Annotated in this window: 22 protein-coding genes and 2 tRNA genes; 16 read left to right on the plus strand and 8 right to left on the minus strand. The window is 52.0% G+C overall.

Annotation, left to right across the window (positions count from 1 at the left end; translation table 11 throughout):
• The first annotated feature begins 57 nt into the window (after window positions 1–57).
• The 11 genes from pstC to ABXT50_RS05430 all read left to right on the plus strand — a co-directional run bounded on the left by pstC (window position 58) and on the right by ABXT50_RS05430 (window position 10,873).
• A complete protein-coding gene (gene pstC, locus ABXT50_RS05380) occupies window positions 58–984 on the plus strand; it encodes a phosphate ABC transporter permease subunit PstC (protein ID WP_415274818.1) in 927 nt (308 codons plus the stop codon).
• Entirely contained in the window at window positions 984–2,048 is a 1,065-nt protein-coding gene (pstA, locus tag ABXT50_RS05385) for a phosphate ABC transporter permease PstA (RefSeq protein ID WP_415273856.1), read from the plus strand. The genes pstC and pstA overlap by 1 nt, the downstream gene beginning before the upstream one ends.
• 3 nt (window positions 2,049–2,051) lie before the next feature.
• Window positions 2,052–2,831 (plus strand): phosphate ABC transporter ATP-binding protein PstB, encoded by a 780-nt coding sequence (pstB, locus tag ABXT50_RS05390; protein WP_415273857.1) that lies wholly within the window; start codon window positions 2,052–2,054, stop codon window positions 2,829–2,831.
• Window positions 2,832–2,865: 34 nt separating this feature from the next.
• Entirely contained in the window at window positions 2,866–4,392 is a 1,527-nt protein-coding gene (locus ABXT50_RS05395; protein ID WP_415273858.1) for an SDR family oxidoreductase, read from the plus strand.
• 9 nt (window positions 4,393–4,401) lie between these two features.
• Window positions 4,402–5,292 (plus strand): DMT family transporter, encoded by an 891-nt coding sequence (locus ABXT50_RS05400; RefSeq protein WP_415273859.1) that lies wholly within the window; start codon window positions 4,402–4,404, stop codon window positions 5,290–5,292.
• 128 nt (window positions 5,293–5,420) lie between these two features.
• Window positions 5,421–6,215 carry an ABC transporter ATP-binding protein gene (locus tag ABXT50_RS05405; RefSeq protein WP_415273860.1) on the plus strand — a complete coding sequence of 265 codons (795 nt, stop codon included), beginning with the start codon at window positions 5,421–5,423 and terminating at the stop codon, window positions 6,213–6,215.
• Between the two features lie 175 nt (window positions 6,216–6,390).
• Window positions 6,391–7,680 (plus strand): saccharopine dehydrogenase family protein, encoded by a 1,290-nt coding sequence (locus tag ABXT50_RS05410; RefSeq protein ID WP_415273861.1) that lies wholly within the window; start codon window positions 6,391–6,393, stop codon window positions 7,678–7,680.
• Between the two features lie 129 nt (window positions 7,681–7,809).
• Window positions 7,810–9,003: a LolA family protein gene (locus ABXT50_RS05415; RefSeq protein WP_415273862.1), complete on the plus strand. Its 1,194-nt coding sequence runs from the start codon at window positions 7,810–7,812 to the stop codon at window positions 9,001–9,003.
• A 5-nt stretch (window positions 9,004–9,008) separates the two neighbouring features.
• Window positions 9,009–9,953 carry an ATP-binding cassette domain-containing protein gene (locus ABXT50_RS05420; RefSeq protein ID WP_415273863.1) on the plus strand — a complete coding sequence of 315 codons (945 nt, stop codon included), beginning with the start codon at window positions 9,009–9,011 and terminating at the stop codon, window positions 9,951–9,953.
• 19 nt (window positions 9,954–9,972) lie between these two features.
• Window positions 9,973–10,773, plus strand: coding sequence for an ABC transporter permease (locus ABXT50_RS05425; RefSeq protein WP_415273864.1), 801 nt, complete (start codon window positions 9,973–9,975; stop codon window positions 10,771–10,773).
• Between the two features lie 26 nt (window positions 10,774–10,799).
• Window positions 10,800–10,873: transfer RNA gene (locus ABXT50_RS05430), tRNA-Lys, on the plus strand.
• Window positions 10,874–10,936: 63 nt separating this feature from the next.
• Here ABXT50_RS05430 and ABXT50_RS05435 read toward each other — a convergent pair.
• A complete protein-coding gene (locus ABXT50_RS05435; RefSeq protein ID WP_415273865.1) occupies window positions 10,937–11,059 on the minus strand; it encodes a hypothetical protein in 123 nt (40 codons plus the stop codon).
• Window positions 11,060–11,243: 184 nt separating this feature from the next.
• The gene (locus ABXT50_RS05440; protein ID WP_415273866.1) at window positions 11,244–11,768 is read right to left on the minus strand and encodes a DUF4864 domain-containing protein; all 525 of its coding nucleotides are present in this window, start codon (window positions 11,766–11,768) and stop codon (window positions 11,244–11,246) included.
• A gap of 75 nt (window positions 11,769–11,843) precedes the next feature.
• On the opposite strand from ABXT50_RS05440, the gene ABXT50_RS05445 reads away from it, so the two are divergent.
• The 3 genes from ABXT50_RS05445 (at window position 11,844) to glpK (ending at window position 13,909) form a co-directional block, all read left to right on the plus strand.
• Window positions 11,844–12,059, plus strand: a complete 216-nt coding sequence (locus tag ABXT50_RS05445; protein WP_415273867.1) for a hypothetical protein — start codon at window positions 11,844–11,846, stop codon at window positions 12,057–12,059.
• Between the two features lie 26 nt (window positions 12,060–12,085).
• A tRNA-Lys gene (locus ABXT50_RS05450) sits at window positions 12,086–12,162 on the plus strand.
• Between the two features lie 247 nt (window positions 12,163–12,409).
• Window positions 12,410–13,909: a glycerol kinase GlpK gene (glpK, locus tag ABXT50_RS05455; protein ID WP_415274819.1), complete on the plus strand. Its 1,500-nt coding sequence runs from the start codon at window positions 12,410–12,412 to the stop codon at window positions 13,907–13,909.
• 233 nt (window positions 13,910–14,142) lie between these two features.
• Here glpK and ABXT50_RS05460 read toward each other — a convergent pair whose 3' ends face one another.
• Both ABXT50_RS05460 and ABXT50_RS05465 read right to left on the minus strand, forming a co-directional pair.
• The gene (locus ABXT50_RS05460; protein ID WP_415273868.1) at window positions 14,143–15,966 is read right to left on the minus strand and encodes an alpha/beta hydrolase family protein; all 1,824 of its coding nucleotides are present in this window, start codon (window positions 15,964–15,966) and stop codon (window positions 14,143–14,145) included.
• A gap of 248 nt (window positions 15,967–16,214) precedes the next feature.
• Window positions 16,215–17,924, minus strand: coding sequence for a glycerol-3-phosphate dehydrogenase/oxidase (locus tag ABXT50_RS05465; RefSeq protein ID WP_415273869.1), 1,710 nt, complete (start codon window positions 17,922–17,924; stop codon window positions 16,215–16,217).
• A gap of 88 nt (window positions 17,925–18,012) precedes the next feature.
• On the opposite strand from ABXT50_RS05465, the gene ABXT50_RS05470 reads away from it, so the two are divergent.
• Window positions 18,013–18,981: a sugar-binding transcriptional regulator gene (locus ABXT50_RS05470; RefSeq protein ID WP_415273870.1), complete on the plus strand. Its 969-nt coding sequence runs from the start codon at window positions 18,013–18,015 to the stop codon at window positions 18,979–18,981.
• 46 nt (window positions 18,982–19,027) lie between these two features.
• Here ABXT50_RS05470 and ABXT50_RS05475 read toward each other — a convergent pair whose 3' ends face one another.
• From ABXT50_RS05475 to ABXT50_RS05485, 3 genes are read right to left on the minus strand one after another with little or no spacing between them, the layout of a single operon-like run.
• Window positions 19,028–19,780 carry a DUF429 domain-containing protein gene (locus tag ABXT50_RS05475; RefSeq protein WP_415273871.1) on the minus strand — a complete coding sequence of 251 codons (753 nt, stop codon included), beginning with the start codon at window positions 19,778–19,780 and terminating at the stop codon, window positions 19,028–19,030.
• A 36-nt stretch (window positions 19,781–19,816) separates the two neighbouring features.
• Complete coding sequence (locus ABXT50_RS05480; RefSeq protein ID WP_415273872.1) at window positions 19,817–20,431, minus strand: DUF998 domain-containing protein; 615 nt, start codon at window positions 20,429–20,431, stop codon at window positions 19,817–19,819.
• Window positions 20,432–20,460: 29 nt separating this feature from the next.
• The gene (locus tag ABXT50_RS05485) at window positions 20,461–20,952 is read right to left on the minus strand and encodes a hypothetical protein (protein WP_415273873.1); all 492 of its coding nucleotides are present in this window, start codon (window positions 20,950–20,952) and stop codon (window positions 20,461–20,463) included.
• Window positions 20,953–21,095: 143 nt separating this feature from the next.
• Between ABXT50_RS05485 and ABXT50_RS05490 the strand changes: the two genes are divergently transcribed.
• Window positions 21,096–21,758, plus strand: a complete 663-nt coding sequence (locus tag ABXT50_RS05490; protein ID WP_415273874.1) for an SDR family NAD(P)-dependent oxidoreductase — start codon at window positions 21,096–21,098, stop codon at window positions 21,756–21,758.
• Here the strand turns inward: ABXT50_RS05490 and ABXT50_RS05495 are convergent.
• Window positions 21,745–22,617: a hypothetical protein gene (locus ABXT50_RS05495; RefSeq protein WP_415273875.1), complete on the minus strand. Its 873-nt coding sequence runs from the start codon at window positions 22,615–22,617 to the stop codon at window positions 21,745–21,747. The two genes, ABXT50_RS05490 and ABXT50_RS05495, sit on opposite strands and share 14 nt — an antisense overlap.
• Window positions 22,618–22,636: the final 19 nt, after the last annotated feature.

Here is a 22,636-nt window from a genome sequence, read left to right on the forward strand (position 1 = left end):
TCCTGGGCCGGGTTTTACTTACTAACTTTGTACACAGACATCTAAGAAAAGGAAATGATGACCGACACTAAGCCGAAGGTGGTTCGACGCCTCGGGGATGTCGTGTTCGCAAACCTAGCTTTTTTCGCGGGTGTCAGCATCCTTGCCACTCTTGCTACTGTCGCTGCCTTCTTGTTCGCGCAGTCAGTTCCAGCTTTTACCGGACCACCAATCGATGCGGCCTCCGAGGGTTTCTTCAGCTACGTTCTCCCATTTGTTTTTGGGACCGTTTATGCCTCGGTCATCGGGTTGGCAATCGCTACCCCCTTGGCGATCGGCATAGCACTTTATATTTCACACTTCGCTAACCGCAAATTTGCTCAGGTACTCGGTTACGCAGTAGACCTTCTGGCGGCTATCCCCTCCGTGGTTTATGGTCTCTGGGGAATCTTGGTGCTGGCGCCATTTCTAAGCCCAACTTTCAATTGGCTAAATGAAAACTTGGGCTGGATCCCGATATTTGCTGGGCAAGTCTCTGCCACCGGAAGAACGATGCTGACGGTGGGTATCGTTCTTGCAATCATGGTGCTGCCGATCATGGCGGCGCTTATTCGCGAAATCTTCTTGCAGACCCCCAGGCTCCACGAGGAAGCTGCTCTTGCTCTCGGAGCGACCAGATGGGAAATGATCAAGATGGCAGTGCTGCCATTTGGTCGTCCCGGAATCATCTCAGCCGCAATGCTCGGTTTAGGCCGGGCACTTGGTGAAACCATGGCAGTGGCAATGGTGCTTTCGCCTGCGGCCGTTGTCTCCTTCGCAGTTTTAACCTCAACAAACTCAAACACAATCGCGGCCAACATCGCCCTGCAATTTCCAGAAGCCGGCGGGAACTATACGAACCTTTTGATTGCGACCGGGCTGGTTCTGTTCGCGATCACCATGGTTGTCAACATGATTGCCCGCTGGGTCATAAGCCGCAGAGCAGAATTCTCGGGGGCCAACTAATGACGACGCAGCTAAATTCAAGCTTCCGAGGAACCCAAGACTTGCCAAAGTGGCTGTCCCCATCATTGCTTGTCGGCTTTTTCTTGGCTTCATTTGGACTACAGGTTCTGCTTGCATCGAATAGCGACAGTGCGGACATTAATTTTATTCCGGTCGCGATTTTTGGACTCCTTAGCTTCACGCTTGCTCTCTACGTAATCTCACGCGTTATCGAAGGAGTCAGAAAAGCAAAAGATCGTTTGGTAACGATTATGGTTTCCACTGCTTTCTCGCTTGCACTGATTCCGCTGTTGTCGCTCGCCTACACGGTTGTAACCAAGGGAGTAGCAAGGTTTGACGCCGAGTTCTTTACTTTCTCGATGCGAAATGTTGTCGGTGAAGGCGGCGGCGCACTGCACGCAATCATCGGGACAATCGAGATCACCGGAATAGCAACCCTTATTTCAGTCCCCATTGGAATCATGGCCGCTATCTACCTTGTGGAATATGGCCGCGGAACAGTCGCTCGTTTGGTGACCTTCTTCGTCGATGTCATGACTGGAGTTCCCTCGATTGTGGCTGGCCTTTTTGCTTATGCGCTTTTTGTAATCTTCTTTGGTCCTGGCGTCAGAATGGGACTCGGCGGCGCGATCGCTCTAAGCCTCCTGATGATTCCGGTTGTCATAAGGGCTACCGAGGAAATGCTAAAGATCGTTCCAAACGAGCTCCGCGAGGCAGCTTATGCGCTTGGGGTTCCAAAGTGGCTAACGGTGCTAAAAGTTGTGCTGCCAACATCGCTAGCCGGTATTGCAACCGGCATCATGATAGCTATCGCGAGAGTAATCGGAGAGACAGCTCCGCTGTTGCTGATCGCAGGATTTACGGCTTCCATGAATTACAACCCACTAGATGAGCGCATGATGACGCTGCCTGTTTTTGTCTACACTTCCTACGCGAACCAGGGTGTGGACATGCAGGCCTATGTGGATAGGGCATGGGCTGGAGCTCTCACATTGATGCTCATTGTCATGGTCCTAAATCTCGTTGCCCGTCTAATAAGTAAATACTTTTCTCCGAAGGGATAAAAAATGTCAAAACGCATTGAACTAAAGTCGCTAGATGTCTATTACAAGGCCTTCTTGGCTGTTGAGGACGTGAGCATGGTGATTGAGCCCAAAGCCATCACCGCTTTTATCGGTCCTTCCGGTTGCGGGAAGTCAACGCTTATTAGGACCCTGAACCGCATGCACGAGGTTATCCCCGGCGCAAGGGTTGAAGGTCAACTACTGATGGACGGCGAAGATGTCTACGGACCAGATGTTGATCCGGTTCGAGTGCGCAGGCAAGTCGGAATGGTCTTCCAGCGACCAAACCCATTCCCAACCATGTCAATCAAAGACAATGTCCTTTCCGGATACAAGCTAAATAATTCCAGGATGTCAAAAGCTGAGGCAGAGGAGATTACCGAAAAAGCACTTGTGGGGGCAAACCTTTGGAATGAAGTCAAGGACCGCTTAGAAAAACCAGGCTCTGGACTTTCTGGTGGTCAGCAGCAGCGTCTTTGTATCGCCAGGGCAATCGCGGTGGAGCCGGACGTTATTTTGATGGACGAGCCGACTTCCGCACTTGACCCAATTTCGACAGCAGCGATTGAAGACCTTGCGGTAGAACTAAAAGAACACTTCACCGTTGTGATTGTCACTCACAATATGCAGCAGGCCTCAAGAATTTCTGACATGACCGCGTTTTTCAACATTGCGGGGAGCGGTCTGCCCGGCAAGCTAATCGAATACGACAAAACCGAAAAGGTTTTTTCCAACCCAACCGAACAGCAAACCGAAGATTACGTTTCTGGTCGCTTCGGTTAGAAACAAAACTGGTCGGTAGTAAGTTGTTATTTTAATGATAGAAACCGTAACCTCAGATCTTGCAACCCTCAAGAATAAAAGTGGGAAGCCGGCCAAGGTACTTGTTACCGGTGCCACCGGGTATATCGGCGGCCGCTTGATTCGTGAGCTACTGAGCCACGATTACAAAGTTCGAGTACTAGTCCGCGACCCCCAACGCATTACTGATTACCCCTGGCAAAAGAATGTCGAGGTTGTAGTAGGCGATGCCACCGACCCAGCGGTGCTGGCTCAGGCGCTAGAGGGTGTCGATCTTGCCTATTATTTGCTGCACGCCCTCATGGTCGACAAAGACTTCGAACTCATGGAGCGACAGCTAGCTGAGGTTTTTGGCAGGGTGGCCAAAGAAAAAAATGTCTCCAGAATTATTTACCTGGGTGGCATGATTTCAAATGACTTCGAGCTTTCACCTCACATGTCCGCCAGAGAAGAAACCGGTGAAATCCTCCGCGGGTCTGGAGTCCCTACAATCGAGCTCCGAGCAGGGGTTGTCATAGGTTCCGGGTCCGCCTCTTTTGAAATGCTTAGGCACCTAACCGAGCGCTTGCCTTTCATGGTCACCCCGAAATGGCTACTAAATAAAATCCAGCCGATAGCTATCCGGGATGTTTTGCGATATCTAGTGGGCTCCGCGACCCTCGATAAGAAAATGAACAAGGACTTCGACATCGGTGGTCCGGAGATTTTCACTTACCTGGAGATGATGCAGCTCTACGCCCAAGTGGCCGGATTACGCAGGAGGATAATCATTCCGCTTCCTGTTCTAACCCCAAGGCTTGCATCGGGTTGGGTTGGGCTTGTCACCCCGGTGCCAGTGACCCTTGCCAAGCGCTTGGTGGCATCCCTGAAGCACGATGTGGTTGCCAGAGACAACAGCATCAGGGAATTGATCCCCGAGGCCGTGGGAGGCATGACTGACTTCAAAAGCGCTGTTGGCCTGGCGCTAACTCGAGTAAAAGATTTGGAGGTGGAAACCAGATGGAGCAATGCGTCTTTTCCGGGCACCCCCTCAGAACCCTTCTCAACCGATCCGAGCTGGGCTGGAGGGTCGCTGTATGTTGATCATCGCGAATTTGTATCCACTGATTCGGTAAGTAAAGTTTGGAGTCGAGTCGAAGCAATCGGCGGTAAAAACGGATATTCAACTGCCACTTGGGCCTGGGAGCTACGTGGGCTCATGGATCTGGTGATTGGCGGAGTCGGTCTTCGAAGAGGCCGTCGTGACCCCGAAACCCTTATGGAGGGCGAAGCTCTTGATTTCTGGAGAGTTGAAAAAATTGACAGACAGCACATGCTTCGGCTTCGAGCCGAAATGAAGATGCCTGGACTCGCCTGGCTGGAATTTGAAGTCTCCACTCTCGAAGACGGCAAAACTTTGCTCGTTCAAAAGGCCTACTATCACCCGCACGGACTTGCCGGACACGCTTACTGGTGGCTGGTTTCGTTTATGCACGGAATTGTGTTCCCTTCCATGGCGAAGAAGCTAAGTGGTGGCAAGAGTAGAAAGCCCGTCAGCAGCTAGGCTTCTGGAGTGCCTAAAACTCGCCTAGCTGTTATTGCCCTGCTGGGCGTTGGTTTTGTCTGGGGCGCGGCCTTTGTCCTAATGAAGGACGCCATCGAACAACAGCCGTATATGGACTTTCTCGCAACCAGATTTTCGATCGCCGCGCTTGCCATGATCGTCCTACGACCAAGACTTTCTCTCAGCATGAAGCCAGGTGACCTGAAGTTCGGCTCCTTAATTGGGATCGTCCTAGCCTTTGGCTTTATAACCCAGACCGTTGGGCTAAGCCTCACAACTGCAGCCACAAGCGGTTTTCTCACCGGGCTGTATGTCGTATTCACGCCGATCATTGCCTGGGTTTTCACTCGCAAGCGCTTCCCGGCCCGAGTAATAGTGGGAATCCTGCTGGCAGTGGCGGGGCTCGCTGTTTTCTCCGGCGCCGCCACCAACATCGAATTTCAGCTTGGGCAAATCTGGCTTGTAATTTGCGCAGTGTTTTTCGCCATTCATATTTTGCTACTTGGCAAATTCGGTCATGGAAGAAACTCATACAGAATCGCCATGATTCAAATCAGCTTCGCAGCCGTTGTCTGCTGGGGTTTTGCGCTTGTCGATGGCTACCAGCCACCACCAAACTGGGAAGTTTGGTTCGCGGTTCTTTTCACGGCCCTACTGTCCACTGTGATCGCGTTTTGGGTTCAGACCTGGGCCCAGACCCTGATCGATCCTGCTCGAGTGGCATTGTTGATTACCAGCGAAGTTATCTTCACGGCCATATTGGCGGTCGGGCTTGGTCAAGAACCACTGACAACTGCGATGGTCATCGGTGGATCGGTGATGCTGACCGCCATGCTTATTGTTGAGTGGCCAACAAAGACCGAACCGGTCATACCCCTAGAGCCCAAGCTCCACGAGTAGGTTTTCAGGCGAATTACAGGTTGCAGAGAATCTCCTACCGCAACTGCAGTCGCACTTCAAAAAAAGATGTGCTGGGACTAAGACCCTTAGGTGCGACCGAATGGTCCCACAAAAACTAAGCTTTAGGCATGTATCAACCCGAGTCCAAGTTGGCCGCGCAGGCACTGAGTGCTGGGTACTCCGCCGACCAAGTAATTCGAAACCTTGACCTAGAAATCAGTCCGGGTTCTGTCACGGCGATTATTGGGCCAAATGGTGCTGGAAAGACTTCGCTCCTAAAGGCTTTAGCACGGAAAATTCCGGCGGCAAGCGGGGCTGTGCTACTGGACGGCATTTCAATCACTTCACTCACCAAAGCAGAGATAAACCAAAGCATTGGTTTTCTTGCCGCAATACCGGCGGCCAGAAACCAGGAAACTGTTTTTGATCTGGTGGGAAGATCGGCAATGGCAGCCCGCCAAATTTCCAGAGTATCTCCGAGGCTCAAGGAAGAAATCGAAACCCTTCTGGAGCGAACCTCACTTACTGGAGCCAGAGATAAAAAGGTAGGGGAACTTTCCTCCGGTTACCGTCAATGCGCCGTGATAGCGGCGGCGCTGGTGAAAAACCCTGCGGTGCTGTTGCTAGATGAACCCACCAACTCTCTCGACTACAGTCACCAGCTGCAGGTGATGAACCTTTTGTCTTCCCTGAAGCGCGAACGTGGGATGACAGTCGTCGCGGTGATCCACGACCTAAACCTTGCGGCCCGATTTGCAGATCATATAGTTATCCTCAAAGACGGCTCCATAGTGGCACAGGGCACTCCGCACGAGGTTATAACCCCAAACAATTTGGCCGACGCCTTTAGGATTTTGGCTCGCGTAATCGATGATCCGGTTGGTAAGACGCCACTGGTGATTCCAATTCGCCAGCTTGCTTAGAAAGTTTTGTTCAAGGTCGCTTATTTTTGAAGCAAGCGCCATAATTGAGCACGTAGTTCATTAGGTGAAGGCGCAGTTACTAGCAGTGACGCCACAGAGGCTTGCGCCTACCAATGAATGAGGGCAAGGACTGGGCCCGAATCTTCGAATCGGTCATGTTTGGTTGTGAAAATCCGTGCGTATCTTGCTAATAGGGGCAGGTGGTGTTGGCGATGCGATCGTTAAGATCTCTGCCGATCGTAATTTCTTCGAAAAACTAATCGTCTCTGACTACGACATTCAGCGTGCTGAAAAAAGCGTTGATTGGGTAAAAGAGCACTCCCCGGAAGCCGCAGACAAGTTCCAAACTGCGCAGATTGATGCCAGTGACTCAGACCAGGTGGCCGCCTTGGCCAAGGAGGTCGGCGCCACTCACATCATGAACGCGGTCGAGCCCAAGTTTGTCCAGAGCATCTTCGATGGTGCACTGAAGGCAGGCGTGAACTACATGGACATGGCGATGAGTTTGAGCCACGTCCACAAGACAGATCCGTTCAACACCCCGGCGGAAAAACTAGGCGATTGGCAATATGAAAAACACGCTGAGTTTGAAAAGGCAGGCCTACTGGCTCTAATCGGCACCGGAGCTGAGCCCGGTATTTCTAACATTTTTGCTCGTTACGCAGCCGATTACCTTTTCAGTGAAGTTGATGAAATCTGCATCCTTGATGGTGGGAACTTAGTTGTCAGGAATGAACAGGGTGAGGAAATCTTCGCTCCTTCGTTCTCGATCTGGACCGTCATCGAAGAATGCTTGAACCCACCACTGATCTGGGAAAAAGATCGCGGCTGGTACACAACCGAACCGTTTAGCGAGCCAGCGATGTTCGAGTTCCCAGGAGGAATAGGACCAATCGAGTGCGTGAACGTTGAGCACGAAGAAGTAAACATGTTGCCCCGCACCATGGATGCCCAAAAGGTCCGCTTCAAATATGGCCTTGGCAGTGAGTTCATCGGCGTCTTGCAGACCCTACACGCTCTTGGTCTCGACAAAATTGAGCCGGTCTCGGTTAGATCCAAATCCGGACGCGTCGAAGTTGCCCCGAGGGACCTAGTCGCTGCAGTTCTTCCTGACCCAGCCTCCCTGGTCGATTCGATGACTGGTATGACCTGTGCAGGAACCTTGGTTACAGGAAAAGGCCTCGATGGCAAGCCAAGAGCCACCTACCTCTACCACGTGGCAGACACCAGCTGGACTGGCAAAAACTACAATGCTCAGGCCGTGGTCTGGCAGACCGCTTTGGTTCCGGTAGTTGCACTAGAGCTGCTATCGCGAGGTGACTGGAAGGCCACTGGAGTTCGTGGTCCTGAAGAATTCGACGCCAAGCTGTTCTTGGACCTAATGTCCACTGAATACAAGCAGCCATGGGGTTCGCAGGACCGTAACCCAGAAAACCCGAGCGTAATTGACGCCAACTGGCAATAACCTACGTTGATGTTGGGGTTAGAGCCCGAAATTTAGTCAGCAGGCAACTTTGATAATTGGGAACACTCTCAGCTAACTTGAAGTTATAAAAACTAGGCTTACAACTACCAACTTTCAGGGAGATTAAAGATGCGCATTTCAAAGCGATGGATTCCATCCGTAGCGGTTCCGGCTGTAATTGCACTGGGTGCTGTCGCGGTTCCACTTCAGGCTAACGCCGTGGACCTTCCGGACCTAAGCGCATCCGAAGTTATGGTGCTGATGCAAAAGAGCGAGGTGCTGGAGTTTTCCGGAACAATCGTAAAGGTCAGCGACATGGGTATTCCCTCCTTGGAGTTCAGCTCCATGGTGAGTGAAGACATGGCAGACGAGATGGCAGAGAAGATGCCGGCTGAATTCGCTGATTTTGTGCCAGCTGTTATTGAATCAAGCGCCTTGACCCAGGCCATGGAAATAGTCTCCGGCACTCACAATGTGAGGGTTTATGTGTCCGGTCAGGACAAGATGCGAGCTCAGATTTTAGATCCCATGTCCCAGAGAGACCTGATTGTTAACGGAGATGAGTTTTGGGTCTATGACGCCAAGACCGCCACCGCAACAACTGGCACCATAAACATGGAAATCGATCCTGCAAAGCAGGCAACTGCCGAGCAGGAAGTTCTCGACTATGCAGAATCAATCGCTCTGGACCTAAGTAGTCCAGAAGCCATTGCCGACTATCTAGTCGGCATGATTGACGAGACCAGCACAGTTGAGGTCGGCAAGGACCACAATGTTGCAGGCCGCTCCGCCTACCAGCTACTCATTAGCCCGGACGCCGCCGCTTCTTTGATTGAGCGCGCTGAGATTTCGGTTGATTCTGAAACCGGACTTCCACTGAAGGTTGAAGTTTTCTCCACTCAGCAGTCGGAAGCTGCTTTTTCTGTAGGTTTTGAATCAATCAGCTTCGGGCCGAATGACGCTTCATTATTTGACTTCACCCCACCGGCTGGCACAGTGGTGACAACCTTAGATTCCACTGACCTAGAAGGTTACGCCGACAAGGACAGTGGCAAACTAGAAGCCCAGCTTGAAGAAGCATTTGGCGACTCAGCGAAGCCCGAGGTTATTGGCAAGGACTGGCAGAGCGTTGTTTATTTGCCAGCTCTTCCGGCAGACATTCCAGCAGAGCTAATGGCAACTGAGCTATTCGCAGACATGCTGACCGAGGTTCCAGGCGGCAAAGTATTCTCAAGCGCACTTGTGAATGTATTCCTTACTGATTCCGGCGAGGTCTACATGGGTGCCGTCACAATTGAGTACTTGCTCAGCGTTTCGAAATAGAGGACATGCCCCAGAGTCTTGAGCTGGCGATAAAAACCAGCTCTCTAACTAAGCAGTTTGGCTCCCAAAAGGCGGTATCAAGCATCGACCTAAGTGTCCCAAAGGGATCGGTGTTTGGCTTTTTGGGTCCAAATGGCTCAGGAAAGACAACAACAATCCGCATGATTCTGGGTCTAGCCGCAGCGTCCAAAGGTGAAATTGAACTCCTAGGTCACCCTATTCCTAAAGAACTAGAACACGCCCTCCCCAAAGTTGGCGCCCTGGTAGAAGGCCCGGCCTTCTACCCATACATGTCGGGGCGAAACAACCTTATAAGAATTGATTCGGCCGACCGTAATTCAACTGCTTCCACGCGTAAGAAGCGCGTAGACGCTGCGCTAGAGCGGGTTGGTCTCACCAACGCCGCCAAGAAAAAGGTTCATGCTTATTCACTAGGCATGAAGCAGCGCCTGGGCTTGGCCAATGCACTTCTAAAGCCGCGCGAGATTTTGATTCTTGATGAGCCGACAAACGGCCTAGACCCTCAAGGAACCAGAGAGGTTAGAAACCTTATTCGCTCGCTCGCCGCTGAGGGTATTACAATCTTTGTCTCGAGCCATCTTTTGAGCGAAATCGAACAGCTTTGTAGTCATTTAGCAGTTATGACCGCCGGCAAGATAGTCGCGCAGGGCAGCTTGGCGGAACTAAGAAATGAGTCCCAAACCAGACTGGTGCTAAAAGCCGACCGTATTGATGAGTTGGTTGATCTACTAAAAACTCAAGGGCTAACAAAACTTTCCCTAAAACCAGACCGAGTGGTGGTTCCAGTGCCGAGTGACTTCGACGTTGCGAGTCTGAACCAGTTACTGGTCAAGAAGAAATTTATGGTCAGTGAGATCCGTCTCGAGCAACCAAGTTTGGAAGAATACTTTGTCAACCTGACCGGAGAGGGGTTTGAAGTTGTTCGCTAAATCCCTAAGTCTTTCTCTGATGCTCTCAGAGCTAAGAGTCATGTTCACCCGGCGTCGCACGTGGGCGATGCTTGCGGCAATTGCACTAATACCGATCTTGTTGGCGGTAGCGGTCGCGCTAACCAGTGATCAGCTCGCTCCTGGTGAAGGCCCGCCTTTCCTTGATCGAGTGACCCAAAATGGTCTCTTCACTGGCTTCACCGCTACCCTTTTGGCTCTTCCGCTGTTCTTGCCACTAACCATGGCCGTCGTTGCCGGAGACACCATTGCCGGAGAGGCGAGTCTTGGAACGCTTAGATACCTGCTGATTGCTCCGGTGGGTCGTTTGAGACTCCTTGTAGTCAAGTACTTAGGAACACTCGTCTTCGCACTTGCGGGCACCTTCACGCTGATGCTAGCCGGCGGGATTATTGGAGCGATCTTGTTCCCAATTGGCCCGGTCACCTTGTTGTCAGGCGATCAAATTTCCCTGGCGGAATCAATCGGTCGCATGGCACTCGTCGCCGTCTACACGGCAATTTCAATGAGCGGGCTATTAGCTATTGGCTTATTTGTTTCGACTCTGACTACGGTCCCAGTCGGCGCAATGGCTGCAACGGTCGTTCTAGCAGGGGTAAGCCAGATTCTTGATAACTTGCCACAGCTTTCTTGGCTCCACGAATGGCTCTTTACCCACTATTGGCTGAGCTTCGCGGATCTGCTGAGGCAACCGATTGAGCTTGGATCATTTGCCAGCAATTCTCTCCTCCAACTGGGATACATTGCTGTCTTTGGAGCTTTGGCCTATTCAAGGTTCACCACTAAAGACATCTTGAGCTAATCGGCTGATACACTTTCAAGCTGCAGGGGCCTCTAGCTCAGTTGGTTAGAGCAACGGACTTTTAATCCGTGGGTCGTCGGTTCGAATCCGACGGGGCCTACAAAAATTGGTGACCTCTCAGGATTTTATGCCCGACACGGGCACTAAGAGGCTAAAAGCGAATCTATCCGAGGCGCTTTTTGCTTTCTGATTTGGACTGCTTTTCCAGTCTTTTTTCCTTCAAGTTTTTTGCAGGGGCCTTCTTGGTGTTTTTTTGAGGCTTTTGCTCTTTTTGTGCCATTGTCATTCTCCCTTATTACTTGAGCTTCTATTCACGCGGGTTATCGGCTTATCGATAACAACCATCCCGTACAAACTTAGCTTTGAAAACTCAAATTAGTCTCTCCGCCAGCTTATTCTCATTAAGTCCTTGGCGACTTGTGCAGGCGGTTGCGTAAAGTAGCTGCCTTCGCAGCCATGAGCTGACCTTCCTAGGCGCCCTCACCAACCACTTGAAGGTTACTTGCGCCCTGGACTCGCCAACCATCCATGGCTTCAATCATCAAATATCTGAGGGCATAAACGTCGTTTCCGGCTTGTAGAAACCGAACATCAATCAGCGCTATTCCGGAATTCGAATCAACCATACAGTCATTGAAAATTAGCTTGGAAGACTCGATTAGCGGGCCATAACTCCCGGCGATAATTTCCACGAAGCCCTCTAGTGTCACGTTGGACCGAAATGATGGTGACGCAAACGAGTACGCCAGCTCAAAGTCATCACGTGCAAAGGCCGAGGTCTGAGCGTTTACCGTTGTCTCGATGGCGCCCTGGACATTGGCATCGCAAGCAATGGGACCGCCCTCCGTGATAGGGGCCTCACTCTGAGTTGGTTGGGGTTGGGCTTCCGCCGTGGGTGTTTCAGACTCCGACACGATGTTAGCTTGGGGTTGTGCGCAACCAACGAGCAGGAGAAGGACGGGAATCGCGTATAGCAGCTGCCGAGCGGTCTTCATTTGAAGATCAACTTTGGGGCTTGGACCGAAATTCCCTAGGCTTGTTTAGAGCCTCTAGATGCCGAGTTACAGAGGATGGCAACGCAGCCCAAGATGCCAGCACTGGCCGAACAGCCACGATGGCCGTTCCTGGTCAGTGTCTATGCCAAATGCACCTTTATCCTCGACGCACTGATTGATGTTGCCGAAGAATGTGAAGATAAAGACTGCAGTTGCTGCAGCTCGGCTAAGTCGCGATCTTCGGTGCTATTGCGTTTGTCCGATGCGAAAAACGATGTTGTTCGGAGCTAGCTCGCTGTTAGAATTATAGACGGTTAGGGCCTCTAGCTCAGTTGGTTAGAGCAACGGACTTTTAATCCGTGGGTCGTCGGTTCGATCCCGACGGGGCCTACCAAGACCCCATCCTCCAGGATGGGGTCTTTTTACTCTGTGAAGGGGTCGCTGCACTCTCCGAGCCCCGAGGACATATGAATAAGCCCTTATGATCAGGAATTAGACTCCAAAAACTGGGCTGGGTGGCCTTTGAATCTGAACATTCGTGCAGCTCAATTGTTGCCTCGCTCCAGCCTCTTGACATGCTCGCAGCGGTATCCTTGTGGGGCAGCAAGGGAAAACTATCAACGGAGCTAGGGATTATTCTCATGGAAAAATACGTCCTTTCAATCGATCAGGGCACAACCAGCACTCGAGCGATTGTCTTCGACGAGTCGGGCTCGGTTATATCCACCGGACAACTAGAACATAAGCAAATAATGACCAAGCCAGGCTGGGTCGAACACGACCCGATGGAAATTTGGGGTAACGCCCGCGAAGTGGTTGGAACTGCGCTTTCCAGGGCAAACATCACTAGGCACGACATTGCCGCCGTTGGCATCACCAATCAGCGCGAAACCACCATTGTCTGGAATAAGACAACCGGCGAGCCCGTCTATAACGCCATTGTCTGGCAAGACACCAGAACCCAAGACATAGTCGACCGTCTCGCTGGTCCCGAAGGCGTCGATCGATACCGAGAAACTACAGGCCTTCCGCTTGCCACCTTCTTTTCTGGAACGAAAATTAGCTGGGTCCTAGAGAACGTGTCCGGCGCGCGGGAGCTTGCAAACAAGGGCGAACTTCTATTTGGAACTCCGGACACCTGGCTGCTCTGGAATCTCACCGGTGGCGTCGAGGGCGGCGTTCACAAAACCGACGTCACAAATGCCAGCAGAACCCTGTTGATGAACCTCAGGACTCTCGAGTGGGACGAAGCCATTGCCAAGGAGTTCGATATTCCGCTGTCCATGCTTCCGGAAATCCGCTCCTCCTCGGAAGTGTTTGGAACCGTAAGCGGTCAAAGCCTGCTCAGAGATGTCCCGATTGCCGGAATCCTTGGCGACCAGCAGGCAGCAACCTTTGGTCAAGCGGCTTTTTCAAAGGGCCAATCCAAAAATACCTATGGCACCGGCAACTTTCTGATCTTCAATACCGGTGAGGAGATAGTTCTTTCCAAGAACGGCCTGCTAACCACCGTGGCCTACAAGCTCGGCGATGCGGCTCCGGTATACGCTCTTGAGGGCTCGATCGCAGTAACCGGGTCCCTGATCCAGTGGCTGAGAGACAACCTAGGAATTATAGATTCGGCTTCAGATGTAGAGGCCTTGGCTAATACCGTTGAAGACAACGGTGGCGCCTACTTCGTGCCGGCATTTAGCGGTCTATTCGCACCGCACTGGAGACCGGATGCACGCGGTGTTTTGGTAGGATTGACTCGCTTTATAAACAAGGGACACATCGCCAGAGCCGCGCTCGAGGCAACAGCCTTTCAGACTCGCGAAGTTCTAGATGCCCTAAATGCGGACTTTGGTCACGACCTGACCGAGCTAAAGGTCGACGGTGGCATGATCAATAACAATACTCTTATGCAGTTCCAGGCTGACATCCTCGGGGTGCCGGTGATACGTCCAGTGGTCGCCGAAACCACCGCGCTTGGTGCCGCCTACGCGGCCGGTCTGGCAGTTGGTTTTTGGAAAGATCTAGATCAGCTAAGAGATCGCTGGCAGGAAGGCGCAAGGTGGGAACCAAAGATGGCGGCTCCAGAACGCGACCGACACCTGTCACTCTGGAAGAAGGCAGTTTCCAGAACCTTGAATTGGGTCTAAACCTTTAGTAGCCATCCTCTGGGTGGCATTGGCTTTTGTAAATACACCAACCCCACAGTGAAGTTACCAGCGGAACGTAACCAGGGACGGCGATTGGGCTCTAGAGGATTTTCTCTTCCTTGGCGCGATATACGAGCACTGCACTGCAGATTCTAAAAAAAACTCACGGCCCCAGCGCAAATGCTGGGGCCGTGAGTTTTTACCGGTCGGCTATTGCTGCCGACTGGAGGGATTTAGTAAGTGACGGTCAGAGTGTTGGACACTGACATGATCGTCACCACAGTGGCCACTATGAAGCCAGCGATGTAAGGGTTGCTGGTCGCGCGGTACAGCTTGCGCGAAACAACAGCCGCCACCGCAAGAATCACGATGACCGGGAAAAGCCAGATGCTGAAGATGCCACTGAAGCCATCAATCGTGTAGCCCGTGGATGCGAAGTTGGTGTACTGCGCAATAACGAGCACAAGAACTGCCAACGAGTTTCCGATGGTAAGAACGAGCGTGTTTGCCCACTCTTTTCCAACCAAAGTGAACCTGTTGAATGCGTTGATCGCGACTGAGTTAGCGATGAAGAACACCAAGAAGAACGGCACGTAAAGCAGTGCAATCCAGAGCTTGTCTGCTTCAAAGGCCTTGACCGCCATCGTCCAGAATCGGAAGTCGGTCTTGAAGAAGTAATCGAGCACGAAGACGATGCTGAATGCCGCTATAACTACAACAGCGCCCAAGCCGATTCCATGGAAGAACTTCTTCCAGCCCGGTAGTACGCCAGACTCGCGAAGGTTCATGCCGTTCTTCTTGCCGAAGGCGAAGTACGACACGGTCATTACGAGGATGGCGAAAAGACCGTTGATCGCTGCCCACGATGCGATGAAGAAAACCGCGCCCTGAGTAAAGATTGTGGGAGTGCCATTGAACGCAATTCCTTGAATCATAGGCTGCTGGCTGAGCCACACGTAGCTATAGCCGGAGAATAGCGCTGAGACAGTAATGCCGCCCCAGAACCATGCGAGCCCCTTGCCGCCTGCCATAGCAACCGCAGCTGGGGCTTCTTTCTTGAGCCCGGCAAACGCACGAGTGCCGAGAAGCGCACGAGCGAAAGTGAGCAGGAAGATACCGAAAGCGACCAAACCGAGAGCGGTGAAGACTTCCTTAACCTGCCATACCTGAGAGCTGGCGGCTAACGGGGCCGGGGCCGAGAAAACCTCTTCCCAGAACTCGATCTGGCTACCGATGGTCGTCATCGAGATAGTGCCCCACGGGTGAGTTTCAGCAGGGGTGTAGACGATGCGAGTTGAGCCGCCTTCGGTGTAGAACTCACCTGCGTTGCGCTCTTCACCCATCGCAGGGTCGACTCCAAAGTTTAGGAACGACTGTGCGTTGGGCGTGCCGATGTACTCGCGCGGCGGGGTTAGAACTGCACCTTCTGCGCTGTAGCTACGAAAGAAGAACTCGTCGTACTGCGCTGCCACGACGCCAACGTCGCGGGCACCATATACGTTTGTGAATGCGCCATCAGCGTCCCTCGTGTCCGGGTCCTTGTCTACGAGCAAGAGTGCCGCAATAAGCGGTGTTTCTGCTTCGTTGTCCAAAGCCACTGCAAAGTTCGACGCGCGGGCACCGTTAGAGTGACCCGAGATACCGATCTTGTCTGCCTGAACGTAAGGCAAGGCAGCAACAAGCTTGACAACGTCATACATTCCTGTGGCACCCAGAGTCAACTGGTCGTTAATCAGCGGTGAAGAGTTGCCGTGGCCGTACATGTCAATCGTCACGACAACGTAGCCGCGTCGCGCAAGCTCGACATAGTTGCCGGCCTGCATCTCGCGATTATTCCACCAGCCGTGGCTGACGATAATAACGGGTGCCTTGTTCTCTGAGGTGACCGAGTCCGGCTTGTACATCAGCGCACTGATCATCTGACCAGACGGGGTCTCCCATCGCATGTCCTTGATGGCTACGGTGCCACCTGCAGTCTGCACTACTGAGGCGACGATGCCCGAAAGCAACATCACTATCAGCGAAAGCGCCAGCCAAAAGCTGTTCTTTTTAATCATTGTGTGTCTCATAGATTCCCTACTTCGTTGTATTGGGTACTGCGTTTTTAGAGTCGCGACGGATGTGCGCTCCTCATGAAGATTGGTTGATTAGGTCTCCACGTCCTGATCAATCCAACCCATGGTCTTAGGCACAGTCCTCTTCCAGTTTCGGAAGAGCTGATGACGATTGAGGGAGTTCATCTGCGGCACTAGTCGTTTGCCATTCGCAGAATTGTCAAAGGCTTTGTTCACTAGCTCAACGGTGCTCATACTGGACTTACGCTCTCCAGCTGAATTCCCTGGACTTCTTGAGCCTTCTGATCGGACGACCATCCCAACTCTGCTCCTACTATTTCGGAAAGCTCAACCAGTAATTGTTTATTCACTTTTCCGGTGAAGGCGAGGCTGGTCCTTCTGTGGACAATGTCCGAAAGATGAACCACGTGTTCCCGCTCTACCAAAAACTGAATTTCAGCCTTGGAATAGTCCGAGCTATGTAGAAGGTTTTCGTCTTTATTGGCCGCGTGTACAAAGTCAATAACTTCCGACGCCAAAGTGCCGTAACGGTTCAATAACTGCAGAGTTCTGTCTGTTTCCAGTTCGCCGCCGTTCTCCTCGGCCCACTCAAGCTGAGAGGCCTTGGAGATTGGAAAATTCTTTCCCCCACCGATAGCCATGTCGGTGGTTGAAACGGTGCGCTTTATACCTAGAAGCTTCAGCGCCTCAGAGGACATGTGCTCTCCAAGAGCCCTGAAGGTGGTCCATTTACCGCCAACCAAACTCAGCCAAGGGATATCTGCTTCATCTGAGGTCTTCACAATTCGATAGTCCCTGGAAACAAAGCCCGGTAACAAATCATCTGATTTAGGCAAGGGGCGCACACCGGAATACCGGAATACGATTTGAGATCTGTCGACGTTGATGTCAGGGAAGATGTACTTCACCAAATCAAAGAAGTAGTCCACCTCTTCCTCGGTGCAAACCGCAGGCTCAGACATGTCATGAGGAATATCGCTGGTGCCGACCAAGACTCGACCAAGAATTGGGTACATGAGCACAATTCGACCATCTTCGTTCTCGAAGAAAATTTCACGGCTGTCGCAGGCTGCAAGCAGTTCAGGGTTGTCAAGCACAATATGAGAACCTTTTGTGCCGGCCATGTAGCTTGTGGATCGACCGAGGGTCTTGTTGGTTAGGTCTGTCCAAGGTCCCGAGGTGTTGATGATTACCTCGGCCTTGAAGGAAAACTCCTGACCCGTTAGCGAATCACGTAAAACAACTCCACCATCTTTCATGCCTACGGCTGACAAGTAGTTTGCAGCTCGAGCATGAGATCCTGTTGCCAAGCCATCCTTGAGAGTGTCCAGTGCTAGGCGCTCTGGGCTTTCCATCGCTGCGTCATAGTAGGTGGCGGTAAAAGCCACCTTCTTGTTGAGCTCTGGAAATAGTTTCAGTGATTTCTTCCTGCCAAAAAACTCATGGCGCGGCATGCGTCCGCCGTTACGACCGAAGAAGTCATACAGCGTCAATCCCACTTTGATGAGCACAGCTCCGCGCTCTTGAGGTTTGCCTTGAGTGTGTCTAAGAATCCGAAGTGGGGCGGAAAGCAAGCCCGAAAAAAGAGTGAAAATCGGCATTGTGGTCTGAAGTGGCTTGACGTAATGAGGCGCCGAAGCCAGAAGACGATTGCGTTCTTGGAGCGACTCCTTGACCAGTCTGAACTCACCGTTTTCTAAGTAGCGAACTCCCCCGTGAATCATGTGCGAAGAGGCCGCCGATGCGCCGGAGCAGAAGTCCTCGCGCTCAACCAAAACTACGCTCACACCTTGGAGCGCAAGATCTCTGAAAGTTGCAATCCCATTTATGCCGCCGCCAATAATAAGCACCTGCGCAGTCGGATTATCTCGAAGGCCCTGAAGCCTGATGTCTGATTCCTTACTCGAGCCTCTTTGCCCCACGGGGTAGCTTCCCTTCATAACGGTATAGTTCAATAAAATTTACGTGGGCTCTTCGGAACCTGAAATACTAATCAGGGATATTGCACATTCGTGCAATACTTTTGTTATGTATCAGGAACTAAACGAAACATCCAAGGTCAAGCTTTCGCTTAGAGCTGCCCAGCTGTATTACCAGCAAGATCTCACAATGGAAGCCATAGGCACCGAGCTGAATGTATCCCGGTCTTCCGTTTCGAGGCTGCTACAGATGGCTAGAGACCGAGGCATCGTTGAAATAAAAGTCCACACCCCCGACGAAGCTCCAAGGCGAATAGCTAGTGAAATTAATGACCGATTTGGAGTGAATGCTCACTTGGTTCCAGTCTCCGATGCTATTTCCCCGGTTGAGCAATTGGACCGAGTTTCGCTCAGTGCTGCACGAATGCTAAGCGGCTTTTTTGGTTCGAAGATGACAATGGGGGTGGCATGGGGAGCAACTACCAGCGCCGTGAGCCGTCACTTGACCCGCAGGCAAACAAGTGATTCTCGGATTGTTCAGCTAAACGGAGCCGGAAATGACCACACCACGGGAGTCACCTACTCCGGTGAAATTCTGCGTCGTTTTGGTGAGGCCTTTAGTGCCGTAGTTGAACAGTTTCCGGTGCCAGCCTTTTTTGATGACTCAGACACTAAATCAATCCTCTGGAGGGAGCGCAGCATTAAGCGCACTCTAAACATTCAAGGCTCTTTAGATGTCGCGCTCTTTGGACTAGGCGCGCTGCACGCCGAGGTCCCAAGTCACGTCTATACCGCCGGCTATCTGAGTCAGGCCGACCTAGATAGCCTTCGCGACGATAACGTGGTGGGCGATATCGCAACAGTGTTTTATCGTCCCGATGGCTCCTGGGAGGATGTCAAACTAAACCGTCGATCCAGTGGCCTAGACCTGGATGTCCTCAAACGTGCGCCAAGACGAGTCTGTGTCGTTTCGGGTAAATCTCGAATCCCTAGCCTGCAAGGAGCTCTTGCCGGGGGCTTCATAACCGATTTGATTATCGATGATTTTTCCGCAGCATCTCTCTTGACGGCGAACTAACTCTTACATCGCTTTTGATGTCAGCTCGAATCCGACGGGGCTTGCTTCATTCTTGGCCATGCGCTACTAGCTCAGTTATTTTTCCGGCCGGCAAGGCAATCCAGCCTTCGATGCGAGCCTGCGACATCTGGCTTTGAGTCGGAGGCTCAGATAAGCCCAGAAGCGCCGCTCTGCTTGCAAGGGCGGCTATCACTGCATCAAACGCGTCGCATGATTCGAGCATTAGCGACTCGAACGCGGAAGTATCTAGCCAGTCAGCCTGCTCAAGAATTTGGCCTAGTAGACGCTTACGTTCATCAATGGACTTTCGATAACCCGTGGTATCAAAGCCCCAAACCCTCAAAGTTGCACCGGGGTAAACCTCGACAACTACTCCGGCACCAGATCTGTCGATCTGAATTCCGGTTTTCTCAAGCCTGCCTAGAAGACCAGCACACCTCATAGCAGTGAGCCCCAGTCGGTCGGTAGAAACGCTCAGTGGCCATCTGCCTGTTCTTGCACGAACCTCCCTGTCGGTCTCTCGGTATGAAAGCCGTCGACGCCAATCCATGTCGCCTTCTACTTCGTGGCTTTTAGAATCTGGGTCATTATGGTTCGAGACGAAATCTACGAATTCGATTGGCCACCCGAGTGCGCAGTCGATACCAATTTTCTCGGCATCAGAAGAGCCTTGAACTATGACACTGTCAGCGACACCTGCCTTCAGGTCTATTAGCGTCCCAGAGCTACTGTTCCAATCGATGATTGCCAGGGCAGTGCCTTTTGGCTCTGCGGCTAGGTCGATTCCGGCGGTTATCACAATAAAAGCCTAAGGCCAGGTTTGTAGTAATTAGAACTAGCTGGCGACAAGCCCGGCGTCAGCCTTCTTCTGGTGCAACCACTGCAACCAGATGGCAGCCGAAAGCCACAAAACCTGCATGACAGCAATCACACGCTCCGATAATCCAACAATCGGCTGTCCGGGTTCCAGCCACGTAAGTAGGAACCATAGCGTGGTAATCCCCATAATCAGAGTGGCTGGAATCGCGCCGACGGGTCTGATGCTCCAGTGGTATCGCTTGTCAAAGCGCATTGCCAACAGTGGCCATGCCGAAAATAAGACGAAGGCAAAAGTTGCGAACAAAACGTGCCAATAAGAGGAGCTGTCTTGGGAGGGGGTCGAAAAGAATGTATAACCGAAGCCGGCTAAACCAGCAGCAGCAAGCGCCAGTCGTCCGGGGAGAGAAAACGCCTTGGCATGCCACGCGCCCGCTAGCGTCAGCAGCGAGCCAAACAGGAAGAAGCTGGACTGAATCACCTGCACGGGAGAATCGTCTGCCGCAAGATCGCTTATTGTTTTGGCTATGGGGTCATAGCCGGGGACCAGTGAACCTGAAATGGTCCAGCCCAGTACGTTTTGAATTGGGCCGAGTGTTGCGGCCACCAAAGCCCAAATGCCGATTCGCCTCAATGTGTTACCCCTCTAATGGACAATGTTGCCTAGTCTGTCGGCTTTAGCGCTGTTCCACCTAGTGAAAAAGCCAAACCAATCGAGTCTCCAGGTCTAACCAAAAGATCTGTCACCGCCTCCGGCGCAAAAACCCAGTCGGTTGTATCTGAAACCCGGACATAAAAACCCCAGTAAGCAAATGCCGCTGGCAGCTCCTGGCAAGTCTCCACGTAAGGCTCGCCTCCTGAAATCACTATCTGCTGGTTCTTTCCCGGAACACCGTTTACACGGCAAAGAACCATGTCTCCATAAGCTCTAGTGCCCTCGGTGGATACTCCTGCCGCGGACAAGACCTGCTTGGCGGTGGCCACATCCCCACTGATTGAAACGCAGCTGGAAACATCCCGACCAAGACCAGCAAAATTCACCGTGACCCTAGCGCCGTCGCAACTGCCGTCTGCCGCAAACTCTGAGACCGATGCCGATGCACAGCCAGTCAAGACCAACGCCACTAAGGCCATCAGCGAAACCGATTTGAGCATAAAACCCCCTTCAGGATCTTTTGAAAACAGGGCTGCGAGCCCTAAGTTTAGGCTTTGACGCCAAATTCATCGGGTTCATCGAAATACCGCGAGCCGCAATGGTGTTAGCTTTCCCTATGGATCTTTCAGGAAAAACTATATTGGTGACCGGCGCCTCAGGCGCACTTGGTACAGAACTTACGAACGTGCTTTCATCAAAGGGAGCAAAGGTGCTGGGCACTGCGACTAACAACGAGTCTGCGGGCAGTATCCCTGCCAAGGCTGAAGTTAGATTACTGCTTGACTTTCAGGAGCCAGACTCAATTCAAACTTTGACCGATTACCTGGTTGCTGCGAGCCAAGTTGACGGAATCATCAACGCCAGCGGAGTAGTTGCTTTTGGTCCGGTCAGCGAACTGACCGTCGAGACCAGCAGGCGACTGACGGCCGTGAACTCCCAAGGGCCTATTCAGCTAATATCCCAGCTGTTTGGGAAACTAAAGGAATCCTCAGAAGCTGGTAACCAGCCTTTCGTGCTGAACATTACCGGAGTGGTCGCGGAAACTCCGATGATGGGTATGGCTGCTTACTGCGGCTCAAAGACCGCAGTTCATGGGTTCTTGACTGCACTGGGCAAAGAATGGCGCCGCGAAGGAATTCGAGTAATTTCTGCCAGGCCGGGCCACACCGAAACCGGCCTGGCTACAAGAGCGATTGCTGGACAAGCTCCTAATTTCCCAGCTGGCATGACTACAGAACACGTGGTCGCAAGGTTGATTGCCGCTTTGGAAGCTGATGAGAAAGACCTAGCTTCTACCGACTTCTAATTTCGTAGCTGTAGCTTTTAGATTCTCCAGCCAAAATTTCAGTGCTGGCAATGTCGGTTGCAAAAACGTTCGCAGGATGAGACATGGGTTCGATAGCAAGCGCAGAGCCCTTCGCAAACAAAAGTGCTGATGGCCGATAAAGCATGAAGTAGTTGATATTTTCTAGACCGCGAATCTCGAAAGAACCTGAGGAATTTGTAACCAGAACTTCATTGCTCCCGTAATAGCAATTATCCAGTGTTGCTAGCTCCCGGGAGTCTTGATTGAGAGCTAACCCCGAAATTTCCTTCGCCGAAACCGGCAACATTCGATCATCGGTAGCTATTTGGTGAGTGAAGCCCGCGGACAAAGTGAACTCATTTCCCATCAGGAAATAAGGATGAAAGCCGATAGCAAATGGTGCGGACTGCGTCGAGTTGTTCGTTGCGGTTGCTCGAGTTACCAGTGCATTTTCCTCGAGGCTAAATTCAAGCTCTAAATCAATCGCAAATGGATAGTGAGCAGCTTGGCCGAAGCTGTAGGAGAGCTTCAGAGAATCCGAAGCGTGAGAGACAATCTCCATCTTTTCGTCGAGCAATAAACCGTGGTTAGCGTTGTTTTGAGAATCGAGTTTTGGAATCCGATAGTCGGTTCCGGACATCTGGTACTTACCGTCCTGAAGACGGTTGGGCCAAGGCGCCATTGTGAAGCCGAACACCTGAGCGCGAGGATTTTCGCCTGCGAATTCAGGGACTACCTCAACGCCGCCCAACATAAGATGTCTAATTTGACCTCCTAGTACATCAAATTCTGCGATACTGGAAGTCTTCCCGCCTAGGCGGGAAATACTCAGTTGCTCACCAGGGTAGTTTTTGCGCACCCGTATATGTTACCGACAG

The sequence above is a fragment of the Aquiluna sp. Uisw_065 genome (genome assembly GCF_047731275.1).
Taxonomy (GTDB): Bacteria; Actinomycetota; Actinomycetes; order Actinomycetales; family Microbacteriaceae; genus Aquiluna.